We start from the raw sequence: 21,345 nt of genomic DNA on the forward strand, positions 1-21,345 counted from the left end.
TGCTTAGAACGGCACGTCGTCGTCGAGATCGTCCGAGAACCCGCCGGTCTGGCCAAAGCTGCCGCCGCGCGCGCCGCCGCCACTGCCGCCACCCGACGGCGCCGAGCGGCCACCGCCGCCGCCGTAACCGCCGCCGCCGCCCGACGAGCCGCCGCCAAAGTCGTTGCCGCCGCCGGCCCAATCGTCGCCGCCGCCGCGGCTACCACCGCCACCGCCTGCGCCGCCGCCCTGGCCGCCATTCGGGCCGTCGAGCATCGTTAGCACGCTGTTGAAGCCCTGCAGCACGATCTCGGTCGAATACTTGTCCTGGCCCTGCGCGTCCTGCCATTTGCGGGTCTGGAGCGCGCCCTCGATATAGACCTTCGAGCCCTTGCGCAGATACTTTTCCGCGACGTTGGCGAGGCCTTCGTTGAAGATAGCGACCGAATGCCATTCGGTCTTTTCCTTGCGCTCGCCCGACATCTTGTCCTTCCAGGACTCGGACGTCGCGATGCGCAGATTGACGACCTTGCCGCCGTTCTGGAACTGCTTGCTTTCGGGATCGCGGCCGAGATTGCCGACGATGATGACCTTGTTGACGCTGCCTGCCATGATGCCCCTCAGAGGCCGGCGAACACCGCCAGCCAATATGTGATTCCGGCCATGATGTAGGCGGCGGCGAACAAATAGCCAACCATGAACGCCGGCCATTTCCACCCGTTCGTCTCGCGACGCGTTACGGCGATCGTCGAGATGCACTGCGGCGCGAACACGAACCACATCAGGAAGGCGAGCGCGGTCGGCAGGGTCCAGCGGCCGCGCAGATTCTCGACCATCGCCTTCCCGCCCTGGTTGCTGTCGGGATCGTCGATCGCATAGACCGTGCCGATCGCCGCGACCGCAACCTCGCGCGCGGCCATCGCCGGGATCAGCGCGAGCACGATGTCGCGGTTGAAGCCGATCGGTGCGAACACCGGGGCGATGCCATTGGCGATCCGTCCCGCCGCCGAATAATCGACCGGCGACACCCGGCTGCCTTCAGGCGGCTTGGGAAAGCTCAGCATCACCCACAGGATCACCGTCGAGACGAGGATGATGCCGCCCGCACGCTTCAGGAAGATCTGCGCGCGGCTCCACAGGCCGATGCCGACGTCGCGCCACTGCGGCCACTGGTATTTCGGCATCTCCATCATGAAGCCCGACGACACGCCCTTGGTCACCGTCCGGCGCAGCACCAGCGCGGCGACGAACGCCCCGACGATGCCCATCACGTAGAGCCCGAGCATCACCAGCCCCTGAAGGCCGACGAACGGCAGCACCTGCGTGTTGGGAACGAACGCGCCGATGATCAGCGTGTAGACCGGCAGCCGCGCGGAGCAGGTCATCAGCGGCGCGATCAGGATCGTCGTCAGCCGATCTTTCTCGTCGTCGATCGTCCGCGTCGCCATGATGCCGGGGATCGCGCAGGCAAAGCTCGACAGCAGCGGGATGAACGCGCGGCCCGACAGCCCGACGCTCGCCATCACGCGGTCCATCAGGAACGCCGCGCGGACCATGTAGCCGCTCGCCTCGAGCACGAGGATGAAGAGGAACAGGATCAGGATCTGCGGCAGGAACACGATCACAGCGCCGACGCCCTTGATCACCCCGTCGACCAGCAGCGACCGGAGCAGCGAATCGGGAAGCTCCGACGTGATGAACGCCTGCAGCGCCGTGAAGCCGCCGTCGATCAGGTCCATGAACGGCTGCGCCCAGCTGAAGACCGCCTGGAACATCAGGAACATGATCGCCAGCAGTAGCACCGGCCCGGCGATGGGATGCAGCGCGACCCCGTCGAGCATGTGCGTCCAGCGCCGTACCGGCGTCTCGGACAGCGTGGCGGCCGTCGCGATGTCGCGCGCGCGCCGCTGCAGCGTGACGATGTCGTCCTGCACACTGCCGTCCGACTTGCGCAGCCGGATCGGACCGTTGACGACGGTCTGCGTCAGGATCGCACGCAGCGCGTCGAGCCCGCGTTTGCGGACCGCGACGGTCGGGATCACCGGCACGCCAAGTTCTCGCGAAAGCACCGCCGCATCGAGTTTCAACCCGTCGCGTTCGGCGAGATCGACCATGTTGAGCGCCACCACGACGGGCAGGCCGAGCGCGATCAGCTGGAGCGTGAAGCGCAGGTGATTGTCGAGATTGGCGGCATCGACGACCACGACCAGCGCGTCGGGCAGGCGTTCGCCGTCCTGCGTTCCGGTGACGACGTCGCGCGTGACGCGCTCATCGGGGGAGGAGGGCTCGAGGCTGTATGCGCCGGGCAGGTCGACCAGCTCGACCGGGCGGCCGTCGTCGAGCGTCAGCCGTCCGGCCTTGCGCTCGACCGTCACGCCTGGATAATTGCCGACCTTCTGCCGCGCACCCGTGAGCGCATTGAACAGCGCGCTCTTGCCGGCATTGGGATTGCCGACCAGCGCGACCAGCGGTGCTGCGTTCATAATGTCAGGCTGATTATTCTGCGGCGGCTGGCGTGGGTGATACGCGAATCGCACCTGCGACCGCACGCCGCAATGCGACGGTCATCCGGCCGATCCGGCAGGCGATCGGACCCTGGCCCAGCGTCGCGCGGTGAAGAACCTCGACATCGACACCCTCGTCAAAGCCCAGTTCGCGCAACCGGCGTGCCTCCGGGCCTGCCAGTCTGGCCCAGTCGATCGCAGCGACGATGCCATGCTGCTTGCGGGGCAGCGTTTCGAGACTGACGGAACGATCGGGGCGAGTGTCCATGATGCGACTGATTATCAGTAACGGATCGCCAAGGGAAGCCCCGGCACGCGCACTTGACGCAGATTGCGTGCATTCCATCGCCGCGTGACGGCGCGCCGCGACCGGCTCACGCCACCGGATAGCGCAACCGCCCGACGAACCGCGACAGGCTGAAGCCATGCTCTGTCCGCTTGAGAAAGCCCGACTTTGCGGTTTCGAACCGCATGATGCCGTCGATCCGCCGGCTGAGAAACGCCCGCGTCTCGGCAAACCCCTCGCTGTCGTCGTCGAGGAAGACGGTGACGGTCGCGGCATAGACGCCGAGCAGGATCGTCCGCTTGGTATAATGATTATAATCGGTCGCGACGTCGCCCGCGGCGCGCCAGATCGTGTCGACCGTCCGCCAGCCGAGCCGACCCGCCTTTGTCAGATTCTGCGGCAGGGCGAGGATCGCCAGCGCGCGGCGCAGCGATTCGCGGTCGGCGGCGGTCGCCTGCAACCGGGCCTCGACCAGCGCGGCGATCCGGGCGCGGATCTTCATCGCCGACAACGGTTCGGGTGGCACGCTTTCGAGCATCGCGACGTCAATATCGGCGAACCAGGCGTCGATCATGTCGACCGGCCCATGTTCGAAGGCGAGCGCGGCGACGTCGCGGTCGATGCCCGCCGCGTCCGCCGCCATGTCGCGCGCCGCGTCGCTCCACCCGTCGAATGCCGCATTGGCGGCGATGCCGGGGGCGAGCAGCGAACGGATTTCGTCGAGCGTGAGGTCTTGGGTCATACCGTCTCCTGCCGTCCAAGATCAGGCGTGTCGAGCGCCTCTTCAATAGGGGGGCGATCGGCCGGCGTCCGGCGGACCAACACCAGCGCGATCGCGACCATGACGACGCCGACCAGATCGGGCAGGCCGAGCCGCTCGCCATAGACCAGCCAGCCGACCGTCCCTGCGACGACCGGCTGGATCAGCAGCGCGATGCCGATCACCAGCGGCGAAAACCGCCCGAGTGCATAGATCATCAATCCCTGGCCCAGCACCTGGCTGCACAGCGCGAGCCCGATCAGCGGCCCCCATTGCGCCGGCACGATCCGCTCGCCCATCGCAAGGGCGAACACCAGCAGCGGCACGATGCCCGCCAATGTCGACAGCACCAGCGCGGACAAGGGGGCAAGCGTCGTCCGCGCGCGCGCCATCAGGATGAAATACACCGTGTAGAGCAGCCCCGCGAGGATGCAGAGCAGGTCACCCGCCAGGTTCTTCGCATCGAGCTGATAGGAGCGTCCGAGCAGCAGCGCTGCGCCCGCCGCGGCGAGCATCAGCGCCCAGCCCTGCGTCCGCGTCGGCCAGGTTCGCGCGACGAGAAACCCGTAGATCGGAAACATCAGCGTCGCCGCATTGCCGAACAGCGTCGCATTGGCGAGCGTGGTGCGCAGGATGCCGAGATGCCAGCTGCCGAGATCGGCGGCAAAGCACACGCCGCCCGCGATCAGCCCGATCCAGACGCCGCGCCCGAGCCGCGTCGGTCGCGCGCCCTGTTGCGCGGCCAGCAGGACGAGAAACGGCACCGCCAGCGTCAGCCGCCAGAATCCTGCCGCGACCGGTCCGACCTCGGTCGCGCGGACGAACCACGGCCCGAATGCGAGCGCGACATTGGCGATCAGCAGCGCGCCGAACGCGAGCGTGCCGGGGGCACCGGTCGTCGTCGCCGTCGGCGTTTCGGGCACGCTAGATATTCTTTGCGGGGCGGGGCGATGCATGCCGCGCTGTAGCGTCCTATCTTGCCCCCGTCAGGCATTAAGGAGCCCCCATGCCAAGCCTTTTCGATCCCATCACGCTCGGCGCCGTCGAAGCGCCCAACCGCATCCTCATGGCGCCGCTCACCCGCGGGCGTTCGGACAAGGACGCCGTCCCGTCCGACCTCATGATCGACTATTACACGCAGCGCGCGAGCGCCGGCCTGATCATCTCGGAAGCCACCGGCATCAGCCGCGAAGGTCTGGGCTGGCCGTTCGCGCCGGGCCTGTGGACCGATGCGCAGGTTGCCGCGTGGAAGCCCGTCACCGCAGCGGTGCACGCCGCCGGCGGCCGCATCATCGCGCAGCTCTGGCATATGGGCCGCCAGGTTCATTCGTCGGTGATCGGCGGCCAGCCCGTCTCGTCGTCCGCGACCAAGACCGAAGGCCAGGCGCACACGTTCGAGGGCAAGAAGGATTTCGAGGTCGCGCGTCCGCTCGAGCTGAACGAGATCCCGCGGCTGCTCAACGACTATGAGCTCGCGACGAAGAACGCGCTCGAGGCGGGGTTCGACGGCGTCCAGATCCACGCCGCGAACGGCTATCTGATCGACCAGTTCCTGCGCGACAACGCGAACAGCCGCACCGACGAGTATGGCGGTTCGGTCGAGAACCGCATCCGCCTGCTTCGTGAAGTCACCGAGCGGGTGATCTCGGTCGCGGGTGCCGATCGCACCAGCGTCCGTCTCTCGCCCAATGGCGATTCGCAGGGCGTCGACGACAGCAATCCCGAGCCGCTGTTCACCGCCGCCGCCAAGGCGCTGTCCGATCTCGGCATCGCCTTCCTCGAACTACGCGAGCCCGGCCCCGACGGCACCTTCGGCAAGACCGACGTGCCAAAGCTAAGCCCGGCGATCCGCAAGGTCTTCAAGGGCGTGCTGGTCGTGAATTCGGATTACGACACGCTCGAAAAGGCGCAGGCCGAGCTCGACAAGGGCGATGCCGATGCGATCAGCTTCGGCCGGACGTTCATCGCGAACCCCGATCTGCCCGAGCGCCTGCGCACCGGCGCACCGCTGGCGCAGGATAACCCGAAGACCTGGTACAGCCAGGGCCCCGAGGGATATATCGACTATCCGGCGCTGGAAACCGTGCCCGCCTAAGCCGACCGCCTGATTGTCACCGGTGACGCCATCGCATAGCAGCGCGGCTTTCGCGTCGTGCGCGGCGCACCGGTGACGACAGGACATGACATGACCGACGGCTGGGGCCCGCCGAAATCGCCCCCCAAATCCAGCCCCGCATCGGCCTGGCCGCTGAACGACCGCGGTCCGGGCCCGTTGCTGCCCGGCACCGCGGATCGCGCAGCCCGCCGCGCCGAAGAGCGCGCCCGCGAGCGGGAACAGCGCGCGCAGGACCGCCTCGCCGCGACCGACCAGCGCGCCGAAGCGCGGGCCGCGCAACGCGATGCGCTCTCGCAGGATCGTGAACGTGCGCGCGAAGCCCGTCGGGTCGAGGAAGCGCAGCGGATCCGCGCGCGCCTCGACGCACCGCCTGCCAATGACGAGGAAGCGCTCAAGATCGCCAAGCGCCGCCGCTCGGGCGCGCGTGCGCGCAGTGGCGAGGAGACGAAGACCGAACGCGATACGCGCGGCTATACGACGATCGTCGACCCCGCCCGCATCCGCACGCTCGCCGCCCGCGGCGCGTCGATCGCCGCGCTGGCCGCCGCGTTCGGAATTACTGCCGAAGAGGTCGAGGCCGCCCTGCGCGACACTCCCGAGGAATGACCAGGGCGATCGTGCGTGGATGAGGGCGGACGTCCGAACGCCCACGCATCCTACGCGACGAAGCGGTCCTTCAGCGCCAGCATCGCAAGCGCCGCCTTGGCCGCGCCGCCGCCCTTGTCGCCTTCGGTCGGGCGCGCACGCGTGAGCGCCTGCGCCTCGTTCTCGGTCGTCAGGATGCCGTTGCCGATCGGCAGGCCGTCCATCGTCAGCGCCATGATCCCACGCGCGCTCTCGCCCGCGACGATCTCGAAATGATAGGTCTCGCCGCGGATCACGACGCCCAGCGCGACATAGCCGTCATAGGTCTCGCTTTCGGCCGCCAGCGCGATCGCACCGGGTACCTCGAGCGCGCCGGGGACGGTGATCGTCTCGTGGCTGTGGCCCGCGGCCTCGATCGCCGCGCGCGCGCCCTCGATCAGCAGGTCGTTCAGATGGTCGTAGAACCGCGCTTCGACGATCAGGATATGCGCCATCAGTTGGGAGCCTTTTCGGTGTCGAGGGGAGCGATCGGGCGTTCGCCGACGATCGACAGGCCATAGCCGTCGAGCCCGACCAGCGTGTGGTGGGTGTTTGTGATCAGCACCATGTCATGGACGCCGAGCTCGGTCAGGATCATCGCGCCGACGCCGTAATCGCGCAGCTCTTCCATGTCCGGGGTGATCTCCGCGCCCGCCTTCTTCAGCACGGCAGAGGTGAACGCGTTGCCGCGCGGCCGGTTGATGACGACGATCACGCCCGCGCCCTCGTCGGCGATCATCTGCATCGACCGCGCCAGGATCCGGCCGCGATCGCCCGATTCGCCGAAGATGTCCGCGAATGGCGACAGCGCATGCATGCGGACGAGGGTCGGCTTTGCGGGGTCGATCCGGCCCTTGACCAGCGCGACCTGCTCGGTGCCCGTCGCCTTGTTCCAGAAGGTCAGCGCGGTCCAGTCGCCGCCCCATTCGGACGTGAACCGGGCCTCGGCGCGCTTCTCGACCAGATGGTCGTAGCGGCGGCGATAGGCGATCAGGTCGCGGATCGTGCCGATCTTGATATTGTGGAACTGCGCGAAGGTGACGAGGTCGTCCATCCGGGCCATCGTCCCGTCCTCGTTCATGATCTCGCAGATCACGCCCGAGGGGTTCAATCCGGCAAGGCGCGCGACGTCGACCGCCGCCTCGGTATGCCCGGCGCGGATCAGCACGCCGCCGTCGCGCGCGACCAGCGGGAAGACATGGCCGGGGGTGACGATGTCCGCCTTCTGCTTGGTCGCATCGATCGCCACCGCGATCGTCCGCGCGCGATCCGCCGCAGAGATGCCCGTGGTAACGCCTTCGAGCGCCTCGATCGACACGGTGAACGCGGTCTCGTGCCGCGTGCCGTTGTTGCGGCTCATCAGCTCGAGTCCGAGCTCTTCGGTCCGCGTCTTGGTCAGCGCAAGACAGATCAACCCGCGACCGAACTTCGCCATGAAGTTGATCTTCTCGGGCGTCGCCATCTGCGCGGGGATGACCAGGTCGCCCTCATTCTCGCGGTCCTCGTCATCGACCAGGATGAACATCCGGCCGTTGCGCGCCTCGTCGATGATCTCTTCGGGGCTCGACAGATATCCATGCTTCAGACGCCCGAGTTCGGCGCTGCGTTCAGCCGGCATTGACACGGTAATGCTCCATCCGTTGGAGATAGCGGGCAAGGACGTCGATCTCGATATTGACCGTCTGGTCCGTCTCGATCGTCCCGAGCGTGGTCACGCCCCAGGTATGCGGGATGATGTTCAGCCCAAACTCGACCGCGCGTTGCCCGTCGGGGCCGTCGACGTCGCGGACGGTGTTGACGGTCAGCGACACGCCGTCGACCGTGACCGATCCCTTGGCAGCGATGAACGGCGCGATGTCGGTGCCGGCGCGGACGGTGACGCGGTGCGATCCGCCTTCCTCGACCACCGACACGACCGTGCCGAGCCCGTCGACATGGCCGGTGACGATATGCCCGCCCAGTTCCTCGCCGAGCTTCATCGCGCGTTCGAGATTGAGCGGGCGGCCTTGCGTCCACTGGTCGCGCGCGGTGCGGCTGATCGTCTCGCCCGAGACGTCGACCGCGAACCAGTGCGGTCCGTCGCCGCCCGCGGACTTGTCGACCACGGTCAGGCAGACGCCCGAACACGCGATCGAGGCGCCCAGGTCGATCGTGGCGGGATCATAGGTGGTCGCGATGACCACGCGCGTGTCGCCCTGCTGCGCCACGCTGGTGATTTTGCCGATGTCGGTGACGATTCCGGTAAACATTATCCCTCGTTTCGCTCGCGCTCGTAGACCTCGACTCGGTCGCTGCCAAGTTGCCGTGACTCGACGATCGACCAGCGCCCATGCGCGCTGGAAAGATCGCCGAGACCAATATCGCCAATGGAATGCCGGCCGCCGCCGATCAGGATCGGCGCGCGGTACAGCAGCAGCCGATCGACCAGGTCCGCGGCAAGGAACGTTGACGCTACGGCCGCGCCGCCCTCGACCAGCAGATGGTCGCCGGGCAGGGCCGCAATATCCTGCGGATCGGCGATGACGTGCCACCCCGCGTCCGCATCGGGCGCCGTCCGCGACAGCAGTACGCGGAGCGGCGCCCGCGGCTCAAGTCCCGCAAGCCGCACGTCGAGTCGCGGCGCATCCGCCTCGAACGTCCCGCGCCCGACCAGAATCGATTCGTGCCGGCTCCGTTCGAGATGCGCATGCGCGCGCGCCTGCGGCCCGGTGATCCAGCGGCTCGACCCGTTCGCCATCGCGATACAGCCGTCGAGCGAGGTCGCGAGCTTCAGCGTGACATGCGGCCGGCCGCGGGCGAGTCGCATGAGGAACCCCGCCATCGACCGCCGCGCCTCGGCGGCGCGCACGCCCGTCTCGACGCGGATCCCGGCGTCGCGCAACCGCGCGAACCCGCGCCCCGCCGTCCGCGGATCGGGATCCTCCAGCGCCGCGACGACCCGCGCCACGCCGGCCGCGATCAGCAGATCGCTGCACGCCGGCCCGCGCGGTGATTCATGCGCGCAGGGTTCGAGCGTCACATAGGCCGTGGCTCCCCGCGCCTTCGCGCTCGCCTGCGCCAGTGCCATCGCCTCGGCATGCGGCCGACCGCCTGATTGCGTCCAGCCTCGCCCGACGACGCGCCCGTCCGCGACGATCACGCAGCCGACACAAGGGTTGGGTGCCGTACGCCCGCGTCCCCGTGCCGCCAGCGCCAGTGCCGCGCCAATACCGCGGCCGGGCTGGTCGATGCTCAGATTCCCAGCGCCTTCAGCTTGTCGTCCATCCGCTTGAACGACGCGCGGGTTTCCTCCTCGCGCTTCTTCTGCTCAGCCAGGCGCGCGGCCTTTATCGGCGCGTCGATCTTCTGCTGCGCGACGATCTGCGCATCGGTGCGATCCGCGGGCCATTGCTCGACATAGACGATGTTCGGCCGATACTCGCGCTCGGCATAGCTGTCCTTCGAGAAGGCATAGATCAGGAAGCCCGTGACGAGCATCGCCAGCGCGAGAAAACCAAGCTCGTACGGCTGCCGGCCCCGGAGGAACAGGCGGAGGTCGCGATAGGCGCGGACCGGCGAGAAACGACTGAAAGAGCCCATCGCGCAAAGATAGGCATGCAGGACCCCCAAGGCCAGTACCTTGGGCGACGACCCGGGGGGCCGACCTGCAGGCCCATCCTGCGGCGGGTCGCTGCCCGCGGCTCAGTTTTCCAGCACGAACGACAGGTTCATCGTCTTCCACGCTTCGACCGCGACCCCGTCGCGCGTCGCCGGCCTGAACCGCCACTTCGTCAGCGCCCGGTCCAGCGTCGCGCGATAAAAGGCGTCGCTGGTGGCGGTGACCCGCTCGACCTGTTTCACGCGCCCGTCCGCGCCGATCAGCACGCGCAGGACGACTCGCCCCTCGCGCCCGGCCCGGCGTTCCTCGGACGGATAACCCGGCTGGAAATCCGCGGCATAGCGCGGGTCGATGCCCGGCTGGACGAACAGGGGCGACGGCTTGGGCGGATCGACCGCCACGCTTCCCGTGCCCGTGCCGACGACGTCGATCGGCGGGGTGAAGGGCAGGGGGTCCGGCACGACCTCGAACCCTTCGGTGGCCGGCGTCGGCACCTGCCGGACCGGTGCGTCGGGCCGCGGCGCGGGGCGCGGCTGCTGGCGGACCAGCGGTTCGACCGGCGGCACCGGTGTGGGCGGGGGCGGGGTGTGCGGGATATAGATTGTGAGCGGCGGGTCGGGCGGCGTGAACGGCACCAGCTCCGGCGCCGCAAAGAACAACGCCCCGATCACCACGCCGTTGATCGCCAGCGCGACGCCTAGGCTTCCGGGGTTCAATCCGCCCGTACGGCTCATTCTGTCCGCGTACATCCGTCCGTCTCCTTCGCATCTCCTCGAGGATGGCGGCGCGATCGATACCGCCACGTGAAATGGTACATCATTACATGCGCCGCGCAAGCGCGATCGGAACCGTTTTGCACGCCGTCGGATGAGGGGCGGTCAGCGGGGTTTCAGCCCGCTCGTTCAAGCCTCAGCCGGCGCGTGCCGCCGCGAGGCGCGCCAGTGCCCGCTCGCGCCCGATCAGCGGCAGCAGCGCGGCCATGTCGGGCCCGTGATCGCGCCCGGTCAGCGCGCGGCGCAGCGGCAGGAACAGCGCCTTGCCCTTGCGCCCGGTCTCCGCCTTCAGTTGGCTCGTCAGGGCGTGCCAGGGGTCACTTGCCCAGTCGATCGCCGCGGACGCGGCCAGCGCCTGGTCGAGATACGTCGCATCCTCGTCCCCGCCGACGGGTTTGACCGCGACCGGCCCCTCGATCACCTGCCACCAGTCGGCGGCATCGGCGAGCGTCACCAGGTTCGGACGTACCGCCTCCCATGCGGCCTCGCTCATGCCCTCGGGCAGGCGGTCGGCGACGTCGGCAAAGGGCAGCGCATGCAGGATCCGCGCATTCAGCTGCGCCAGCTCCCCCTCGTCGAAGCGCGCCGGCGCGCGGCCGAACCGGGCGAAGTCGAACGTCGCGATCAGCGGCGCGGCGTCGGCGATCGGCTCGACCGGATCGCTCGTCCCGATCCGCGCGAGCAGCGCGCGCACCGCCTGTGGCTCGATCCCTACCTCGCGGAAATGATCCGCGCCGAGCGACCCCAGCCGCTTGGACAATTTCCCTTCCGCCCCGGTCAGCAGCGCCTCGTGCGCGAACTGCGGTGCGGGTGCGCCGAGCGCTGCGAACATCTGCAGCTGCAGCGCGGTGTTCGACACATGATCCTCGCCGCGCACGACATGAGTTACGCCCATATCGGCATCGTCGATCGCCGACGGCAGCATGTACAGCCACGACCCGTCCGCGCGCCGGATCACCGGGTCGCTCATCGTCCGCGCCTCGAAATGCTGCTCGCCGCGGATCAGGTCGGTCCAGGCGATCGGCGTGTCGTGATCGAGCTTGAACCGCCAGTGCGGTGCCACCCCGTCGCGCTCGAACGCCGCACGCTGCGCCTCGGTGAGCGAGAGTGCCGCGCGATCATAGATTGGCGGCAACCCGCGTCCCGCCTGGATCTTGCGCTTCAGGTCGAGCTCCTGCGCGCTCTCATACGCCGGATAGATATGGCCGCTCTCGACCAGCGCCGCGAACCGCGCCTCGTACAGCGCGAACCGTGCTGACTGGCGTGCCTCGCCATCGGGCGCCATGCCCAGCCAGTCGAGATCGCTACGGATCGCGTCGACGAACCGCTCCTCGCTCCGTGCCGCATCGGTGTCGTCGATCCGCAGCAGGAAGCGTCCGCCCTGCGCCCGCGCGAACATCCAGTTGTGCAGCGCCGTGCGGATGTTGCCGACGTGCAGCCGGCCGGTGGGCGAGGGGGCGAAACGGGTTATGACGGTCATGCCCTGCGCTGTACGAAGCGGCGCGCGCCCCGGCAAACCCCTTCGCCCCTTTCCCCATTGAAACACCGGGACTAAGGGGCGTGCGACTGGGCGTGGAGCGATTTTGATGAAACTGATGACCGGCAATTCCAACCTGCCTCTGGCACAGGAGATCGCCGCCTATCTCGAAATCCCGCTGACGGATGTCAGCGTCCGCCGCTTCGCCGACGAGGAAGTGTTCGTCGAGATCAACGAGAATGTCCGCGGCGAGGACGTGTTCGTGATCCAGTCGACCGGCTTTCCGGCGAACGACAACCTCATGGAATTGCTCATCATGATCGACGCGTTGAAGCGCGCGTCGGCACGCCGCATCACCGCGGTCATCCCCTATATGGGCTATGCCCGCCAGGACCGGAAACCCGGCCCGCGTACGCCGATCTCGGCCAAGCTCGTCGCCAACCTCATCACCGTCGCGGGCGCCAACCGCGTCCTCTCGGTCGATCTCCATGCCGGGCAGATCCAGGGCTTCTTCGATATCCCGACCGACAATCTCTATGCGGCGCCGGTCATGTCCGCGGATATCCTTGCGCGGTTCAAGGGCAAGAACCTGATGGTTGTCTCCCCCGATGTCGGCGGCGTTGTGCGTGCGCGCGTGCTCGCCAAGCGGCTCAACAACGCGCCGCTCGCGATCGTCGACAAGCGTCGCGAGCGCGCAGGCGAATCGGAGGTGATGAACATCATCGGCGAGGTCGAGGGCCGCTTCTGCATTCTCGTCGACGACATCGTCGATTCGGCGGGTACGCTGTGCAATGCGGCGGCCGCGCTGATGGAGGCGGGCGCCGAGGGCGTCGTCGCCTATGTCACGCACGGCGTGCTGTCGGGCGGCGCGGTCGCGCGGGTCGAGGGCTCCGAACTGCGCGAGCTCGTCATCACCGATTCGATCGGCAATCACGACGTGATCAAGGGCGCGCATGGCAAGATCCGCCACCTGCAGATCGCACCGCTGCTCGGCGAGGCGATCAAGCGGATCGCGGATGAAACTAGCGTCTCGAGCCTGTTCGACTGAGGCGCGCCGCTGTCGGATCGTGGTGCGGTCGCCGGGTTACCGCTGCGACAGCGCCACGATGTGATCGAACACCGCAGGGTGTAGCGGCTTGGCGAAGGCGCAGCCATATTTGAACTTGTCGCGCCACGCGACCACCGCCTCGAGCGCGGCGAGGCCGGGCAATGTCAGCCACACGACCGTCCCCGGCCAGAGCGTGAAGCTCGTCTCGGCCCGGAACCCCGACAGCGACAGGTCGGTCACTTCGATCTCGAACCGCGTCTGGCCGCGGTCGCGCAGGTGCGCACGCATCCTGACGGATTTGCGCAACGCCCGGCGCAACTCTCCACCGGGCTCTTCACCGGTCCGAGTCTCAGGCGAGTCGTAGGCGGGGTCTGTCATGGTTCAACTCTGGCACGAAAAGGGTTACTTTTCCGCAAATGTTTGTGATCCCGCAGGCGTTGCGATCCGCGGCGGCGCGCATCCACAAAATAGCCAAAAATCAGCGATCCCCTTGCTCTATTGCGAACGAGACGCAAGTGCAAATGCCTTAAGGGTGGATTTGCAGCGCGCCCTGTGCTTTACGCGCTGGCAATTCCCGAGTTTCCCAAAAATTGCGTGGAGCCTTCCCGATGAACATCCATGAATACCAGGCCAAGGAACTGCTGGCCAAGTTCGGCGTCCCCGTCCCCGCCGGTTTCGCGGCGCTGACCGTCGAGGAAGCCGTCGAGGCCTCGAAGAAGCTCCCCGGACCGCTCTATGTCGTCAAGGCGCAGATCCACGCCGGCGGCCGCGGCAAGGGCAAGTTCGTCGAGCTCGGCCCCGACGCCAAGGGCGGCGTCCGCCTCGCCAAGACCGAGGACGAGGTTCGCGCGGCCGCGACCGACATGCTCGGCAACACGCTCGTCACCATCCAGACGGGTGACGCGGGCAAGCAGGTCAATCGCCTGTACGTCACCGACGGCGTCGACATCGACAAGGAATTCTACCTCGCGCTGACGCTCAACCGCACCACCGGCCGGGTGATGATGGTGGCCTCGACCGAAGGTGGCATGGACATCGAAGCGGTCGCGCACGACACGCCCGAGAAGATCCAGTCGATCGACATCGACCAGGCGACCGGCTTCATGCCGCATCACGGCCGCGCCGTTGCCGCAGCACTCCAGCTGACCGGCGATCTCGCCAAGCAGGCCGCAAGCACCGCGTCGAAGCTGTATGACGCGTTCATGGGCACCGATGCCGAGCAGATCGAGATCAACCCGCTCGCCGTCACCAACGACGGCAAGCTGATGGTGCTCGACGCGAAGGTCGCGTTCGACGGCAACGCGCTGTTCCGCCACAAGGACCTGCTGCAGCTGCGCGACGAGACCGAGGAAGATCCCGCCGAGCTCGAGGCGTCGAAGTACGACCTCGCCTATATCAAGCTCGACGGCGACATCGGCTGCATGGTCAACGGCGCCGGCCTCGCCATGGCGACGATGGACATCATCAAGCTCAACGGCATGTTCCCGGCCAACTTCCTCGACGTCGGCGGCGGCGCCAACAAGGAGAAGGTGACGGCCGCGTTCAAGATCATCCTCGCGGATCCGAACGTGAAGGGCATCCTCGTCAACATCTTCGGCGGCATCATGAAGTGCGACATCATCGCCGACGGCATCGTCGCGGCGGCGAAGGAAGTGAACCTGTCGGTCCCGCTGGTCGTCCGCCTCGAGGGCACGAATGTCGAGAAGGGCAAGGAGATCCTCGCGAACTCCGGCCTGGCGATCGTCCCCGCGAACGACCTTGGCGACGCCGCCAAGAAGATCGTCGCAGAGGTGCAGAAGGTCGCGGCGTAACCGCTGTAGGCCTCGCATACTGACTTCGCGAAAAACGGGGCTCGGACGGAAACGTCCGGGCCCTTTTTCGTTGGTATCGCAGCCGGTCCGACGGGGCGGTCGTCGTGACGCTACGGTATCCGATGTTTCCGTACCGCACTTGCGAAAACGACGCGAAACCGCCATCTGTCGCACCAACGCAGCCGGTAACCGGCGGGCGAAACGAACATATTCACCTTGGAAGGAATCCCGATGAAGGTGCTGGTGCCGGTCAAGCGTGTGCTTGACTACAACGTGAAGCCTCGCGTGAAGGCGGACGGAACGGGCGTCGATCTGGCGAACGTCAAGATGAGCATGAACCCGTTCGACGAGATCGCGGTCGAGGAAGCGATCCGCCTGAAGGACAAGGGCGTGACCGAGATCGTCGTCGTGTCGGTCGGCGAGCAGAAATCGCAGGAAACGCTGCGCACCGCGCTCGCCATGGGTGCCGACCGCGCGATCCTCGTCCTCAGCGAGACCAAGGTCGAGCCATTGGGCGTTGCCAAGATCCTCGCCAAGATCGTCGAGGAGGAACAGCCCGACCTCGTCATCCTCGGCAAGCAGGCGATCGACGACGACAACAACCAGACCGGGCAGATGCTCGCCGGCCTCCTCAACTGGGGCCAGGGCACGTTCGCGTCGAAGGTCGAGATCGCCGACGGCTCGGTCCATGTGACGCGCGAAGTCGATGGCGGTGCGGAGACGGACACGCTCAAGCTGCCCGCGATCATCACCACCGATCTTCGCCTCAACGAGCCGCGCTATGCGTCCCTGCCGAATATCATGAAGGCCAAGTCGAAGCCGATGGCGACCAAGGCGCCGGCCGACTTCGGTGTCGACGTGACGCCGCGGCTGACCACGCTGAAGGTCGTCGAGCCCGCCAAGCGCTCGGCCGGGATCAAGGTCGCTGACGTCGATGAGCTCGTCGGCAAACTCAAGACGATGGGAGTCGCAAAGTGAAGACGCTCGTTTGGGTCGAACATGACGGTCAGATCGTCAAGGACGCCACGCTTTCCGCGGTCACTGCCGCGAGCAAGCTCGGCGAAGTCCATCTGCTGGTCGCAGGGCAGGGGGTCGACGCCGTCGCCGCTGCGGCTGCCAAGATCGCCGGCGTCGGCAAGGTGCACGTCGCCGATGACGCGGCGTTCGCGCACGCGCTCGCCGAAAACGTCGCGCCGCTGATCGTCGAGCTGATGGGGCATCACGACGCGTTCGTCGCGCCGTCGACCACGCACGGCAAGAATATCGCGCCGCGCGTCGCCGCGCTGCTCGACGTCATGCAGATCAGCGACATCCTCTCGGTCGAGAGCGACGACACGTTCACGCGCCCGATCTATGCGGGCAACGCGATCGCCACCGTCCAGTCGTCGGACGCGAAGAAGGTGATTACCGTCCGCGGCACCGCGTTCGAAAAGGCCGCCACCGAAGGCGGCTCTGGCGAGATCGAGGCGGTCGCCTCGACCGGCGACAAGGGTCTGTCGACCTTTGCCGGCGCGGAGATCGCCAAGAACGAGCGTCCCGAACTGACCAGTGCGAAGGTCATCGTTTCGGGCGGCCGTGCGCTGGCCTCGAGCGACCAGTTCCACGCGCTGATCGATCCGCTCGCGGACAAGCTTGGCGCGGGCGTCGGTGCAAGCCGCGCCGCGGTCGATGCGGGCTATGCCCCGAACGACTATCAGGTCGGCCAGACGGGCAAGATCGTCGCCCCCGAAGTCTATGTCGCAGTCGGCATCTCGGGCGCGATCCAGCATCTCGCGGGCATGAAGGATTCGAAGACGATCATCGCGATCAACAAGGACGAGGACGCGCCGATCTTCCAGGTCGCGGACATCGGCCTGGTCGGCGATCTGTTCAAGATCGTCCCCGAACTGACCGAAAAGCTCTGACGCCGCCCCTCCTCCCCCGCCAGGGGGAGGTGGCAGGCATAGCCTGACGGAGGGGAGGATAGACGGACCCATATTGCCCGTCCTCCTCCCCCACCCACCAACCCCCCGGACAGCGCCGCGGCCCGAACGCTTGCCGCCCCGCGCCATCCTCCCCAGATATCAGTCATGTACGGCGTCCAACCCCATCCGCGCGACCGGATCCTGTCCGCCGCCGGCGCCGCTGCCCTGTGTGCAGCATTGGGCTATGCGCTGATCCTCGGCCTCGGCGTCAGCCTCCCGTCGGCGATCCCCGACGCGCTCAAGACCTTCGCGGTCGGCCCGCCCCCCCCGCCGCCGCCACTCGAAAAAGTCGTGCCCCGCCCGGCGAAGAGCCACCGCCCCGAAGGCGCCGCATCACCCGCCAATCTCCGGTCGAAGGCGACCGAGCTCGTCGCCCCGATCCCGATCGTCCCGCCCGTCATCCCGCCGCCGATCGTCGCTGCGCTCAAGCCCGGCGTCGGCAGTGCGGCGACGACCGGCGCCGCGCCGGTCCCGGGGCCCGGTACCGGCGCGGGCGGTGAGGGCGACGGTACCGGTAGCGGCCGCTATGGCGACGGCGACGGCGATGGCGGTGACGAGAGCCCGCCGCGGCTGTTGAAGGGGCGGTTCAGGAACAGGGACTTCCCCAATGCGGAGGCGATCATCGGCGCGGGCGGCGTGGTCGGTGTCCGCTACACCGTTGAGACAACCGGCCGCGTCACCGGGTGCAGCATCACCCGCTCGAGCGGCAATGCGGTGCTCGACGCGACCACCTGCCGGCTGATCGAGCTGCGCTTTCGCTATCGCCCCTGGCTCGATGCCGCAGGGCGCCCGGTCCGCTCGACCGTCGTCCATAATCAGGAATGGGTCAACGAACTCGGCCCCCCCGAGGACGACGACTGATCCCCTTGCCGCCGTGCGATGCGGCGGGCACGATGGCGCGGCATGATCACCGCCCTGCTCCTGATCGCTGCGCAGGCAAGCGTGGCGCCCGTCGCCCCCGACTTCCGCATAGCCGCGCGTGTCGACCGGGTGCTCGGGAAGACCCCGGTGATCGACGGCCATAACGACCTCGCCTGGGAAATCCGCGACGTGCACGGCGCGAAGGTCGAATCGCTCGATCTCGCTGCGGACACACGCCCGCTCCAGACGGACATTCCCCGCCTGCGCAAGGGCCGCGTCGGCGCGCAATTCTGGTCGGTGTGGGTCCCCGCCGACACGACCGGCCCGCGCGCGGTCGAGATGACGCTCGAACAGATCGACATCGTCCACCGGTTCGTCGCCGCCAATCCTGCCGCGCTCGAACGCGCGACCAGCGCTGCCGATATCCGCCGCATCGAGAAGGCGGGGCGGATAGCGTCGCTGATCGGCGTCGAGGGCGGGCACCAGATCGACGGGCGCCTCTCCGTGCTGCGCCAGTACCGCGCGCTCGGCGTCGGCTACATGACGCTGACGCACGGCAGGAGCCTGAACTGGGCGGACAGTTCGACAGATGCGCCGCGCGCGAACGGGCTCACCGATTTCGGCCGCGCGGTCATCGCCGAGATGAACCGGATCGGCATGATCGTCGATGTCAGTCACGTCTCCGACGCGACGATGCGCGCGGTCCTCGCCGCCGCCGGGGCGCCGGTGGTGGCCTCGCATTCCAGTGCCCGCGCGCTGACCGACGCACCGCGCGACATTCCCGACGACCTGCTCGCCGCGATCGGCGCGAACGGCGGGATCGTCATGGTCAATTTCTACCCGGCCTTCGTCTCGACCGCGTGGCGGACCTGGGATGCCGACCGGACCGCCTTCGCCAAGACTGCAGGCGTGCCCGCCAACGTCTATGGCGCGCGTTCGCCTGCGCCGCTCGTCGCCTGGGACCGGGACCATCCCGAACCGCGTGTCACTGCCGCGACCGTTGCGGATCATGTCGAGCATATCGCGCGGGTGGCTGGCCGCGATCATGTTGGCCTCGGTGGCGATTATGACGGCATCAACGGCACCGGGCCGCAGGGGATGACCGGCGTCGACGGCTATCCGCTGCTGTTCGCCGAACTCGCACGCCGCGGCTGGAGCGATGCCGACATGGCAAGGCTCGCCGGCGGCAATATACTCCGCGTCATGGATGCCACCGACGCGGTCGCGCGGTCGCTGTCCGCGCTGCCGCCAGGCGACGCGATCGATATCGCCTCGCGCTGAGGTTCAGGGCACCGGCATCCGCGGTGCTGCCACCGGCTCGACCCGCAATGGTGGCACCGCGCGCAGCCTCAGGCCGATCGCCAGCGCCGCACCGCCAACGACCAGGCAAAAGCCCGTCACGCCGGGCCAGCCGGCATGCGTCCACGCGAACCCGCCCGCCGAGCCCAGCACGCTCGACCCCATATAATAGAAGAACAGATAGAACGCAGCCGCCTGCCCGCGCGCGCCACCGCCCGCGACGCTCTGTGCCCGCCGCCCGACCCACGCGCTCGCGATCGAATGCGCGCCGAAAAAGCCGATCGTCACCACCGCGATGCCGGCGATCACCAGTGCCAGCGGCTGCATCGCGGTCAGCGCGACACCCGCGATCAGCACCACCACCGGCACCCAGAAGATCGTCCGCCGCCCCAGCCGCCCGGCGAGCGTCCCGAACCGCGCCGAGCTGATCGACCCCAGCACATAAAGCAGGAACACCGCCCCCACCGCCGACTGGCTGAGCCCGTAGGGCGGCCCCATCAGCCGGAACCCCGCATAATTATAGACGGTGACGAACACCCCCATCAGCAGGAACGCCTCGAGATACAGGAGCGGCATCGCCCTGTCGGCGAACAGCGCGCGCGCATCGCGGACGAGCGCCGCGGGGCGTCCACCGCTTGGCGTAAAGTTGCGCGACGGCGGAGCGAGCCGGCGAAACGCCTCCGCCATTGCTAGCCCCGCGACCCCGACCGCGGCGATCGCGAATCTCCACCCGCCAAAATCGGCGACGAGGCTCGCGACCAGCCGTCCGCCCATCCCGCCGATCGCGCTGCCCGCGATATACAGCCCCATCGCACCGCCCACCGACGCCGAATCGACCTCCTCGGCGACATAGGCCATCGCCACCGCCGGCACCCCCGCGAGCGCGAGCCCGGTCAGGAAGCGCAGCACGAGCAACCCGCTCCACCCCGGCACCAAAGCGGTCGCGAGCGTCAGCGCACCCGCCGCAAACATCGCCGCGATCATCAGCGGCCGCCGCCCGAGCCGGTCGGACACGGCCCCTGCGAACAGGATCCCGATCGCGAGCGGCCCCGTCGCCAGCGAGACCGCGAGCGACGCCGCCTCCGCGCTCAGTCCGAACTGCGCGGCGAACGACGGCAGCAAGGGCTGCACCGAATAGAGCAGCGAGAAGGTCGAGAACCCCGCGAACAACATCGCGAGCGTCAGCCCGCGATAGGCCGGCGTCCCCGCCGCGATACCCGTCCCTGAAATGTCAGAATCCCCGCAGGAAGCTGTCGACATTGTGGCCGAGCGCATCGACCGCATAGCCGCCCTCCATCACGATCGCCGTCGGCCAGCCGCGCGCCGCGATATCGCGCGCGAGCACCGCATAATCGGGCGTGGTCAGCGCGAAATGCGAGATCGGATCCCCCTCCCACGTATCCGCGCCGAAGCTGACGACGAGCAGACCCGGATCGAACGTCGCGATCGCGTCGAGCGCGGTCGTCTGCGCCGTGCGAAACGCGTCGATCGCCGTGCCGTGGGGAAGGGGCAGGTTGAGCGTAGCGCCCAGACCCTCGCCGTCCCCCGTCTCGTCCGCATGCCCCCAGAAGAACGGATAGTCGGTCCGGGGATCGGCATGCACCGACGCGTAGAACACATCGCCGCGGTCGTAGAAGATGTCCTGCGTGCCGTTGCCGTGATGATAGTCGATGTCGAGGATCGCGACGCGTGCGACGCCCGCGTCGCGCGCCGCCTGTGCCGCGATCGCCGCGGTGTTGAGATGGCAATAGCCGCCGCAATAGTCCGCGCCCGCATGATGGCCGGGCGGCCGGCACAGCGCGAACGCCGCGCGGTCGCCCTCCAGCACCGCGTGCGTCGCGGCCAGCGCGGACTGCGCGCTGCCATAGGAGGCGGCCCAGCTGTCGGGGGTGATCGGCGTCGTTGCGTCGAAGCTGTGCGCGCCGATCAGCGCATCGATCCGCGTCAGGTCGAGCGGCCGCCGCCCGCGGATCGGGAACGCATAGGGAATCGCATCCCCCGTCCGCCCCGCCTCGCGCCACAAACGCGCCGCGTCCTTCAGGAACGTGACATAGGCCGCCGAATGCACCGCGAGGATCGGCGCCTCGCCGCGATCCGCCGGCGTTTCGACCGGCCCCAGCGCCGCCAGGATCGCATCGACCCGCGCGGGCATCTCCGCATAGGTCGTGAAGCCGCCATTGTGCAGCTCCTGCGTCGGCGCATGCGCCCGCTGCCGGTCGTCGAAGAACGTGCGCATCGGGTATAC

Annotated in this window: 24 protein-coding genes; 9 read left to right on the forward strand and 15 right to left on the reverse strand. The window is 68.0% G+C overall.

The window, feature by feature from the left end; translation table 11 throughout:
• Positions 1–3 precede the first annotated feature (3 nt).
• From ssb to IFT54_RS01355, 5 genes are all read right to left on the reverse strand, one after another.
• Entirely contained in the window at positions 4–591 is a 588-nt protein-coding gene (gene ssb, locus IFT54_RS01335; protein WP_192069377.1) for a single-stranded DNA-binding protein, read from the reverse strand.
• An 8-nt stretch (positions 592–599) separates the two neighbouring features.
• Positions 600–2,462 (reverse strand): ferrous iron transport protein B, encoded by a 1,863-nt coding sequence (gene feoB / locus IFT54_RS01340; protein WP_192069378.1) that lies wholly within the window; start codon positions 2,460–2,462, stop codon positions 600–602.
• Positions 2,463–2,475: 13 nt separating this feature from the next.
• Positions 2,476–2,751 carry a FeoA family protein gene (locus IFT54_RS01345; RefSeq protein WP_031394931.1) on the reverse strand — a complete coding sequence of 92 codons (276 nt, stop codon included), beginning with the start codon at positions 2,749–2,751 and terminating at the stop codon, positions 2,476–2,478.
• A gap of 106 nt (positions 2,752–2,857) precedes the next feature.
• Positions 2,858–3,511 carry a COQ9 family protein gene (locus IFT54_RS01350; protein WP_192069379.1) on the reverse strand — a complete coding sequence of 218 codons (654 nt, stop codon included), beginning with the start codon at positions 3,509–3,511 and terminating at the stop codon, positions 2,858–2,860.
• Positions 3,508–4,485 (reverse strand): DMT family transporter, encoded by a 978-nt coding sequence (locus IFT54_RS01355; RefSeq protein WP_081874168.1) that lies wholly within the window; start codon positions 4,483–4,485, stop codon positions 3,508–3,510. Before IFT54_RS01355 ends, IFT54_RS01350 begins: the two co-directional genes overlap by 4 nt.
• 50 nt (positions 4,486–4,535) lie before the next feature.
• Between IFT54_RS01355 and IFT54_RS01360 the strand changes: the two genes are divergently transcribed.
• Complete coding sequence (locus IFT54_RS01360) at positions 4,536–5,624, forward strand: alkene reductase (protein WP_192069380.1); 1,089 nt, start codon at positions 4,536–4,538, stop codon at positions 5,622–5,624.
• Positions 5,625–5,714: 90 nt separating this feature from the next.
• On the forward strand, positions 5,715–6,251 hold the full coding sequence (locus IFT54_RS01365) for a hypothetical protein (protein ID WP_236701578.1): 537 nt from the start codon (positions 5,715–5,717) through the stop codon (positions 6,249–6,251).
• 50 nt (positions 6,252–6,301) lie between these two features.
• Here IFT54_RS01365 and ribH read toward each other — a convergent pair whose 3' ends face one another.
• The 7 genes from ribH to gltX all read right to left on the reverse strand — a co-directional run bounded on the left by ribH (position 6,302) and on the right by gltX (position 12,120).
• Positions 6,302–6,724 (reverse strand): 6,7-dimethyl-8-ribityllumazine synthase, encoded by a 423-nt coding sequence (ribH, locus tag IFT54_RS01370; protein WP_031440486.1) that lies wholly within the window; start codon positions 6,722–6,724, stop codon positions 6,302–6,304.
• The gene (ribB, locus tag IFT54_RS01375; protein WP_031440487.1) at positions 6,724–7,887 is read right to left on the reverse strand and encodes a 3,4-dihydroxy-2-butanone-4-phosphate synthase; all 1,164 of its coding nucleotides are present in this window, start codon (positions 7,885–7,887) and stop codon (positions 6,724–6,726) included. Before ribB ends, ribH begins: the two co-directional genes overlap by 1 nt.
• Complete coding sequence (locus IFT54_RS01380; protein ID WP_192069381.1) at positions 7,877–8,518, reverse strand: riboflavin synthase; 642 nt, start codon at positions 8,516–8,518, stop codon at positions 7,877–7,879. The genes ribB and IFT54_RS01380 overlap by 11 nt, the downstream gene beginning before the upstream one ends.
• Positions 8,518–9,477 (reverse strand): bifunctional diaminohydroxyphosphoribosylaminopyrimidine deaminase/5-amino-6-(5-phosphoribosylamino)uracil reductase RibD, encoded by a 960-nt coding sequence (gene ribD, locus IFT54_RS01385; RefSeq protein ID WP_192069679.1) that lies wholly within the window; start codon positions 9,475–9,477, stop codon positions 8,518–8,520. Before ribD ends, IFT54_RS01380 begins: the two co-directional genes overlap by 1 nt.
• 23 nt (positions 9,478–9,500) lie before the next feature.
• Positions 9,501–9,848: a hypothetical protein gene (locus tag IFT54_RS01390; RefSeq protein ID WP_031396092.1), complete on the reverse strand. Its 348-nt coding sequence runs from the start codon at positions 9,846–9,848 to the stop codon at positions 9,501–9,503.
• A gap of 102 nt (positions 9,849–9,950) precedes the next feature.
• Positions 9,951–10,616, reverse strand: a complete 666-nt coding sequence (locus tag IFT54_RS01395) for an energy transducer TonB (RefSeq protein WP_192069382.1) — start codon at positions 10,614–10,616, stop codon at positions 9,951–9,953.
• Positions 10,617–10,776: 160 nt separating this feature from the next.
• Positions 10,777–12,120 carry a glutamate--tRNA ligase gene (gene gltX / locus IFT54_RS01400; protein WP_192069383.1) on the reverse strand — a complete coding sequence of 448 codons (1,344 nt, stop codon included), beginning with the start codon at positions 12,118–12,120 and terminating at the stop codon, positions 10,777–10,779.
• Between the two features lie 106 nt (positions 12,121–12,226).
• On the opposite strand from gltX, the gene IFT54_RS01405 reads away from it, so the two are divergent.
• Positions 12,227–13,165 carry a ribose-phosphate pyrophosphokinase gene (locus IFT54_RS01405; RefSeq protein WP_056673279.1) on the forward strand — a complete coding sequence of 313 codons (939 nt, stop codon included), beginning with the start codon at positions 12,227–12,229 and terminating at the stop codon, positions 13,163–13,165.
• A gap of 36 nt (positions 13,166–13,201) precedes the next feature.
• Here the strand turns inward: IFT54_RS01405 and IFT54_RS01410 are convergent, their stop codons facing one another.
• Positions 13,202–13,453 carry a PilZ domain-containing protein gene (locus IFT54_RS01410; RefSeq protein WP_244648447.1) on the reverse strand — a complete coding sequence of 84 codons (252 nt, stop codon included), beginning with the start codon at positions 13,451–13,453 and terminating at the stop codon, positions 13,202–13,204.
• An 88-nt stretch (positions 13,454–13,541) separates the two neighbouring features.
• On the opposite strand from IFT54_RS01410, the gene IFT54_RS01415 reads away from it, so the two are divergent.
• The 6 genes from IFT54_RS01415 (at position 13,542) to IFT54_RS01440 (ending at position 19,082) form a co-directional block, all read left to right on the forward strand.
• The gene (locus IFT54_RS01415) at positions 13,542–13,787 is read left to right on the forward strand and encodes a hypothetical protein (RefSeq protein ID WP_192069384.1); all 246 of its coding nucleotides are present in this window, start codon (positions 13,542–13,544) and stop codon (positions 13,785–13,787) included.
• The gene (sucC, locus tag IFT54_RS01420) at positions 13,774–14,976 is read left to right on the forward strand and encodes an ADP-forming succinate--CoA ligase subunit beta (RefSeq protein ID WP_031393438.1); all 1,203 of its coding nucleotides are present in this window, start codon (positions 13,774–13,776) and stop codon (positions 14,974–14,976) included. The genes IFT54_RS01415 and sucC overlap by 14 nt, the downstream gene beginning before the upstream one ends.
• A gap of 231 nt (positions 14,977–15,207) precedes the next feature.
• Positions 15,208–15,954, forward strand: a complete 747-nt coding sequence (locus IFT54_RS01425; RefSeq protein ID WP_192069385.1) for an electron transfer flavoprotein subunit beta/FixA family protein — start codon at positions 15,208–15,210, stop codon at positions 15,952–15,954.
• Positions 15,951–16,880, forward strand: a complete 930-nt coding sequence (locus tag IFT54_RS01430; RefSeq protein WP_192069386.1) for an FAD-binding protein — start codon at positions 15,951–15,953, stop codon at positions 16,878–16,880. The genes IFT54_RS01425 and IFT54_RS01430 overlap by 4 nt, the downstream gene beginning before the upstream one ends.
• A gap of 165 nt (positions 16,881–17,045) precedes the next feature.
• A complete protein-coding gene (locus IFT54_RS01435) occupies positions 17,046–17,801 on the forward strand; it encodes an energy transducer TonB (protein WP_192069387.1) in 756 nt (251 codons plus the stop codon).
• A gap of 42 nt (positions 17,802–17,843) precedes the next feature.
• Positions 17,844–19,082: a dipeptidase gene (locus tag IFT54_RS01440; RefSeq protein ID WP_192069388.1), complete on the forward strand. Its 1,239-nt coding sequence runs from the start codon at positions 17,844–17,846 to the stop codon at positions 19,080–19,082.
• 3 nt (positions 19,083–19,085) lie between these two features.
• Here the strand turns inward: IFT54_RS01440 and IFT54_RS01445 are convergent, their stop codons facing one another.
• Both IFT54_RS01445 and IFT54_RS01450 read right to left on the reverse strand, forming a co-directional pair.
• Positions 19,086–20,360 carry an MFS transporter gene (locus IFT54_RS01445; protein ID WP_192069389.1) on the reverse strand — a complete coding sequence of 425 codons (1,275 nt, stop codon included), beginning with the start codon at positions 20,358–20,360 and terminating at the stop codon, positions 19,086–19,088.
• Complete coding sequence (locus tag IFT54_RS01450; protein WP_192069390.1) at positions 20,332–21,336, reverse strand: histone deacetylase family protein; 1,005 nt, start codon at positions 21,334–21,336, stop codon at positions 20,332–20,334. The genes IFT54_RS01445 and IFT54_RS01450 overlap by 29 nt, the downstream gene beginning before the upstream one ends.
• Positions 21,337–21,345: the final 9 nt, after the last annotated feature.

It is taken from the genome of Sphingomonas sp. CFBP 13714 (genome assembly GCF_014842205.1).
Taxonomy (GTDB): domain Bacteria; phylum Pseudomonadota; class Alphaproteobacteria; order Sphingomonadales; family Sphingomonadaceae; genus Sphingomonas; species Sphingomonas aerolata.

Bases quoted from the DNA above. Each gene is read 5' to 3' on its own strand.
- ribH (WP_031440486.1), bottom strand. From the start codon at position 6,724: ATGGCGCATATCCTGATCGTCGAAGCGCGGTTCTACGACCATCTGAAC.
- IFT54_RS01345 (WP_031394931.1), bottom strand. From the start codon at position 2,751: ATGGACACTCGCCCCGATCGTTCCGTCAGTCTCGAAACGCTGCCCCGC.
- IFT54_RS01390 (WP_031396092.1), bottom strand. From the start codon at position 9,848: ATGGGCTCTTTCAGTCGTTTCTCGCCGGTCCGCGCCTATCGCGACCTC.
- IFT54_RS01450 (WP_192069390.1), bottom strand. From the start codon at position 21,336: ATGCGCACGTTCTTCGACGACCGGCAGCGGGCGCATGCGCCGACGCAG.
- IFT54_RS01435 (WP_192069387.1), top strand. From the start codon at position 17,046: ATGTACGGCGTCCAACCCCATCCGCGCGACCGGATCCTGTCCGCCGCC.
- IFT54_RS01355 (WP_081874168.1), bottom strand. From the start codon at position 4,485: ATGCATCGCCCCGCCCCGCAAAGAATATCTAGCGTGCCCGAAACGCCG.
- IFT54_RS01365 (WP_236701578.1), top strand. From the start codon at position 5,715: ATGACCGACGGCTGGGGCCCGCCGAAATCGCCCCCCAAATCCAGCCCC.
- IFT54_RS01425 (WP_192069385.1), top strand. From the start codon at position 15,208: ATGAAGGTGCTGGTGCCGGTCAAGCGTGTGCTTGACTACAACGTGAAG.
- IFT54_RS01440 (WP_192069388.1), top strand. From the start codon at position 17,844: ATGATCACCGCCCTGCTCCTGATCGCTGCGCAGGCAAGCGTGGCGCCC.
- sucC (WP_031393438.1), top strand. From the start codon at position 13,774: ATGAACATCCATGAATACCAGGCCAAGGAACTGCTGGCCAAGTTCGGC.
- IFT54_RS01405 (WP_056673279.1), top strand. From the start codon at position 12,227: ATGAAACTGATGACCGGCAATTCCAACCTGCCTCTGGCACAGGAGATC.
- IFT54_RS01350 (WP_192069379.1), bottom strand. From the start codon at position 3,511: ATGACCCAAGACCTCACGCTCGACGAAATCCGTTCGCTGCTCGCCCCC.
- feoB (WP_192069378.1), bottom strand. From the start codon at position 2,462: ATGAACGCAGCACCGCTGGTCGCGCTGGTCGGCAATCCCAATGCCGGC.
- IFT54_RS01415 (WP_192069384.1), top strand. From the start codon at position 13,542: ATGGTTCAACTCTGGCACGAAAAGGGTTACTTTTCCGCAAATGTTTGT.
- IFT54_RS01395 (WP_192069382.1), bottom strand. From the start codon at position 10,616: ATGTACGCGGACAGAATGAGCCGTACGGGCGGATTGAACCCCGGAAGC.
- IFT54_RS01410 (WP_244648447.1), bottom strand. From the start codon at position 13,453: ATGCGTGCGCACCTGCGCGACCGCGGCCAGACGCGGTTCGAGATCGAA.
- gltX (WP_192069383.1), bottom strand. From the start codon at position 12,120: ATGACCGTCATAACCCGTTTCGCCCCCTCGCCCACCGGCCGGCTGCAC.
- ssb (WP_192069377.1), bottom strand. From the start codon at position 591: ATGGCAGGCAGCGTCAACAAGGTCATCATCGTCGGCAATCTCGGCCGC.
- ribB (WP_031440487.1), bottom strand. From the start codon at position 7,887: ATGCCGGCTGAACGCAGCGCCGAACTCGGGCGTCTGAAGCATGGATAT.
- IFT54_RS01360 (WP_192069380.1), top strand. From the start codon at position 4,536: ATGCCAAGCCTTTTCGATCCCATCACGCTCGGCGCCGTCGAAGCGCCC.
- IFT54_RS01445 (WP_192069389.1), bottom strand. From the start codon at position 20,360: ATGTCGACAGCTTCCTGCGGGGATTCTGACATTTCAGGGACGGGTATC.
- IFT54_RS01380 (WP_192069381.1), bottom strand. From the start codon at position 8,518: ATGTTTACCGGAATCGTCACCGACATCGGCAAAATCACCAGCGTGGCG.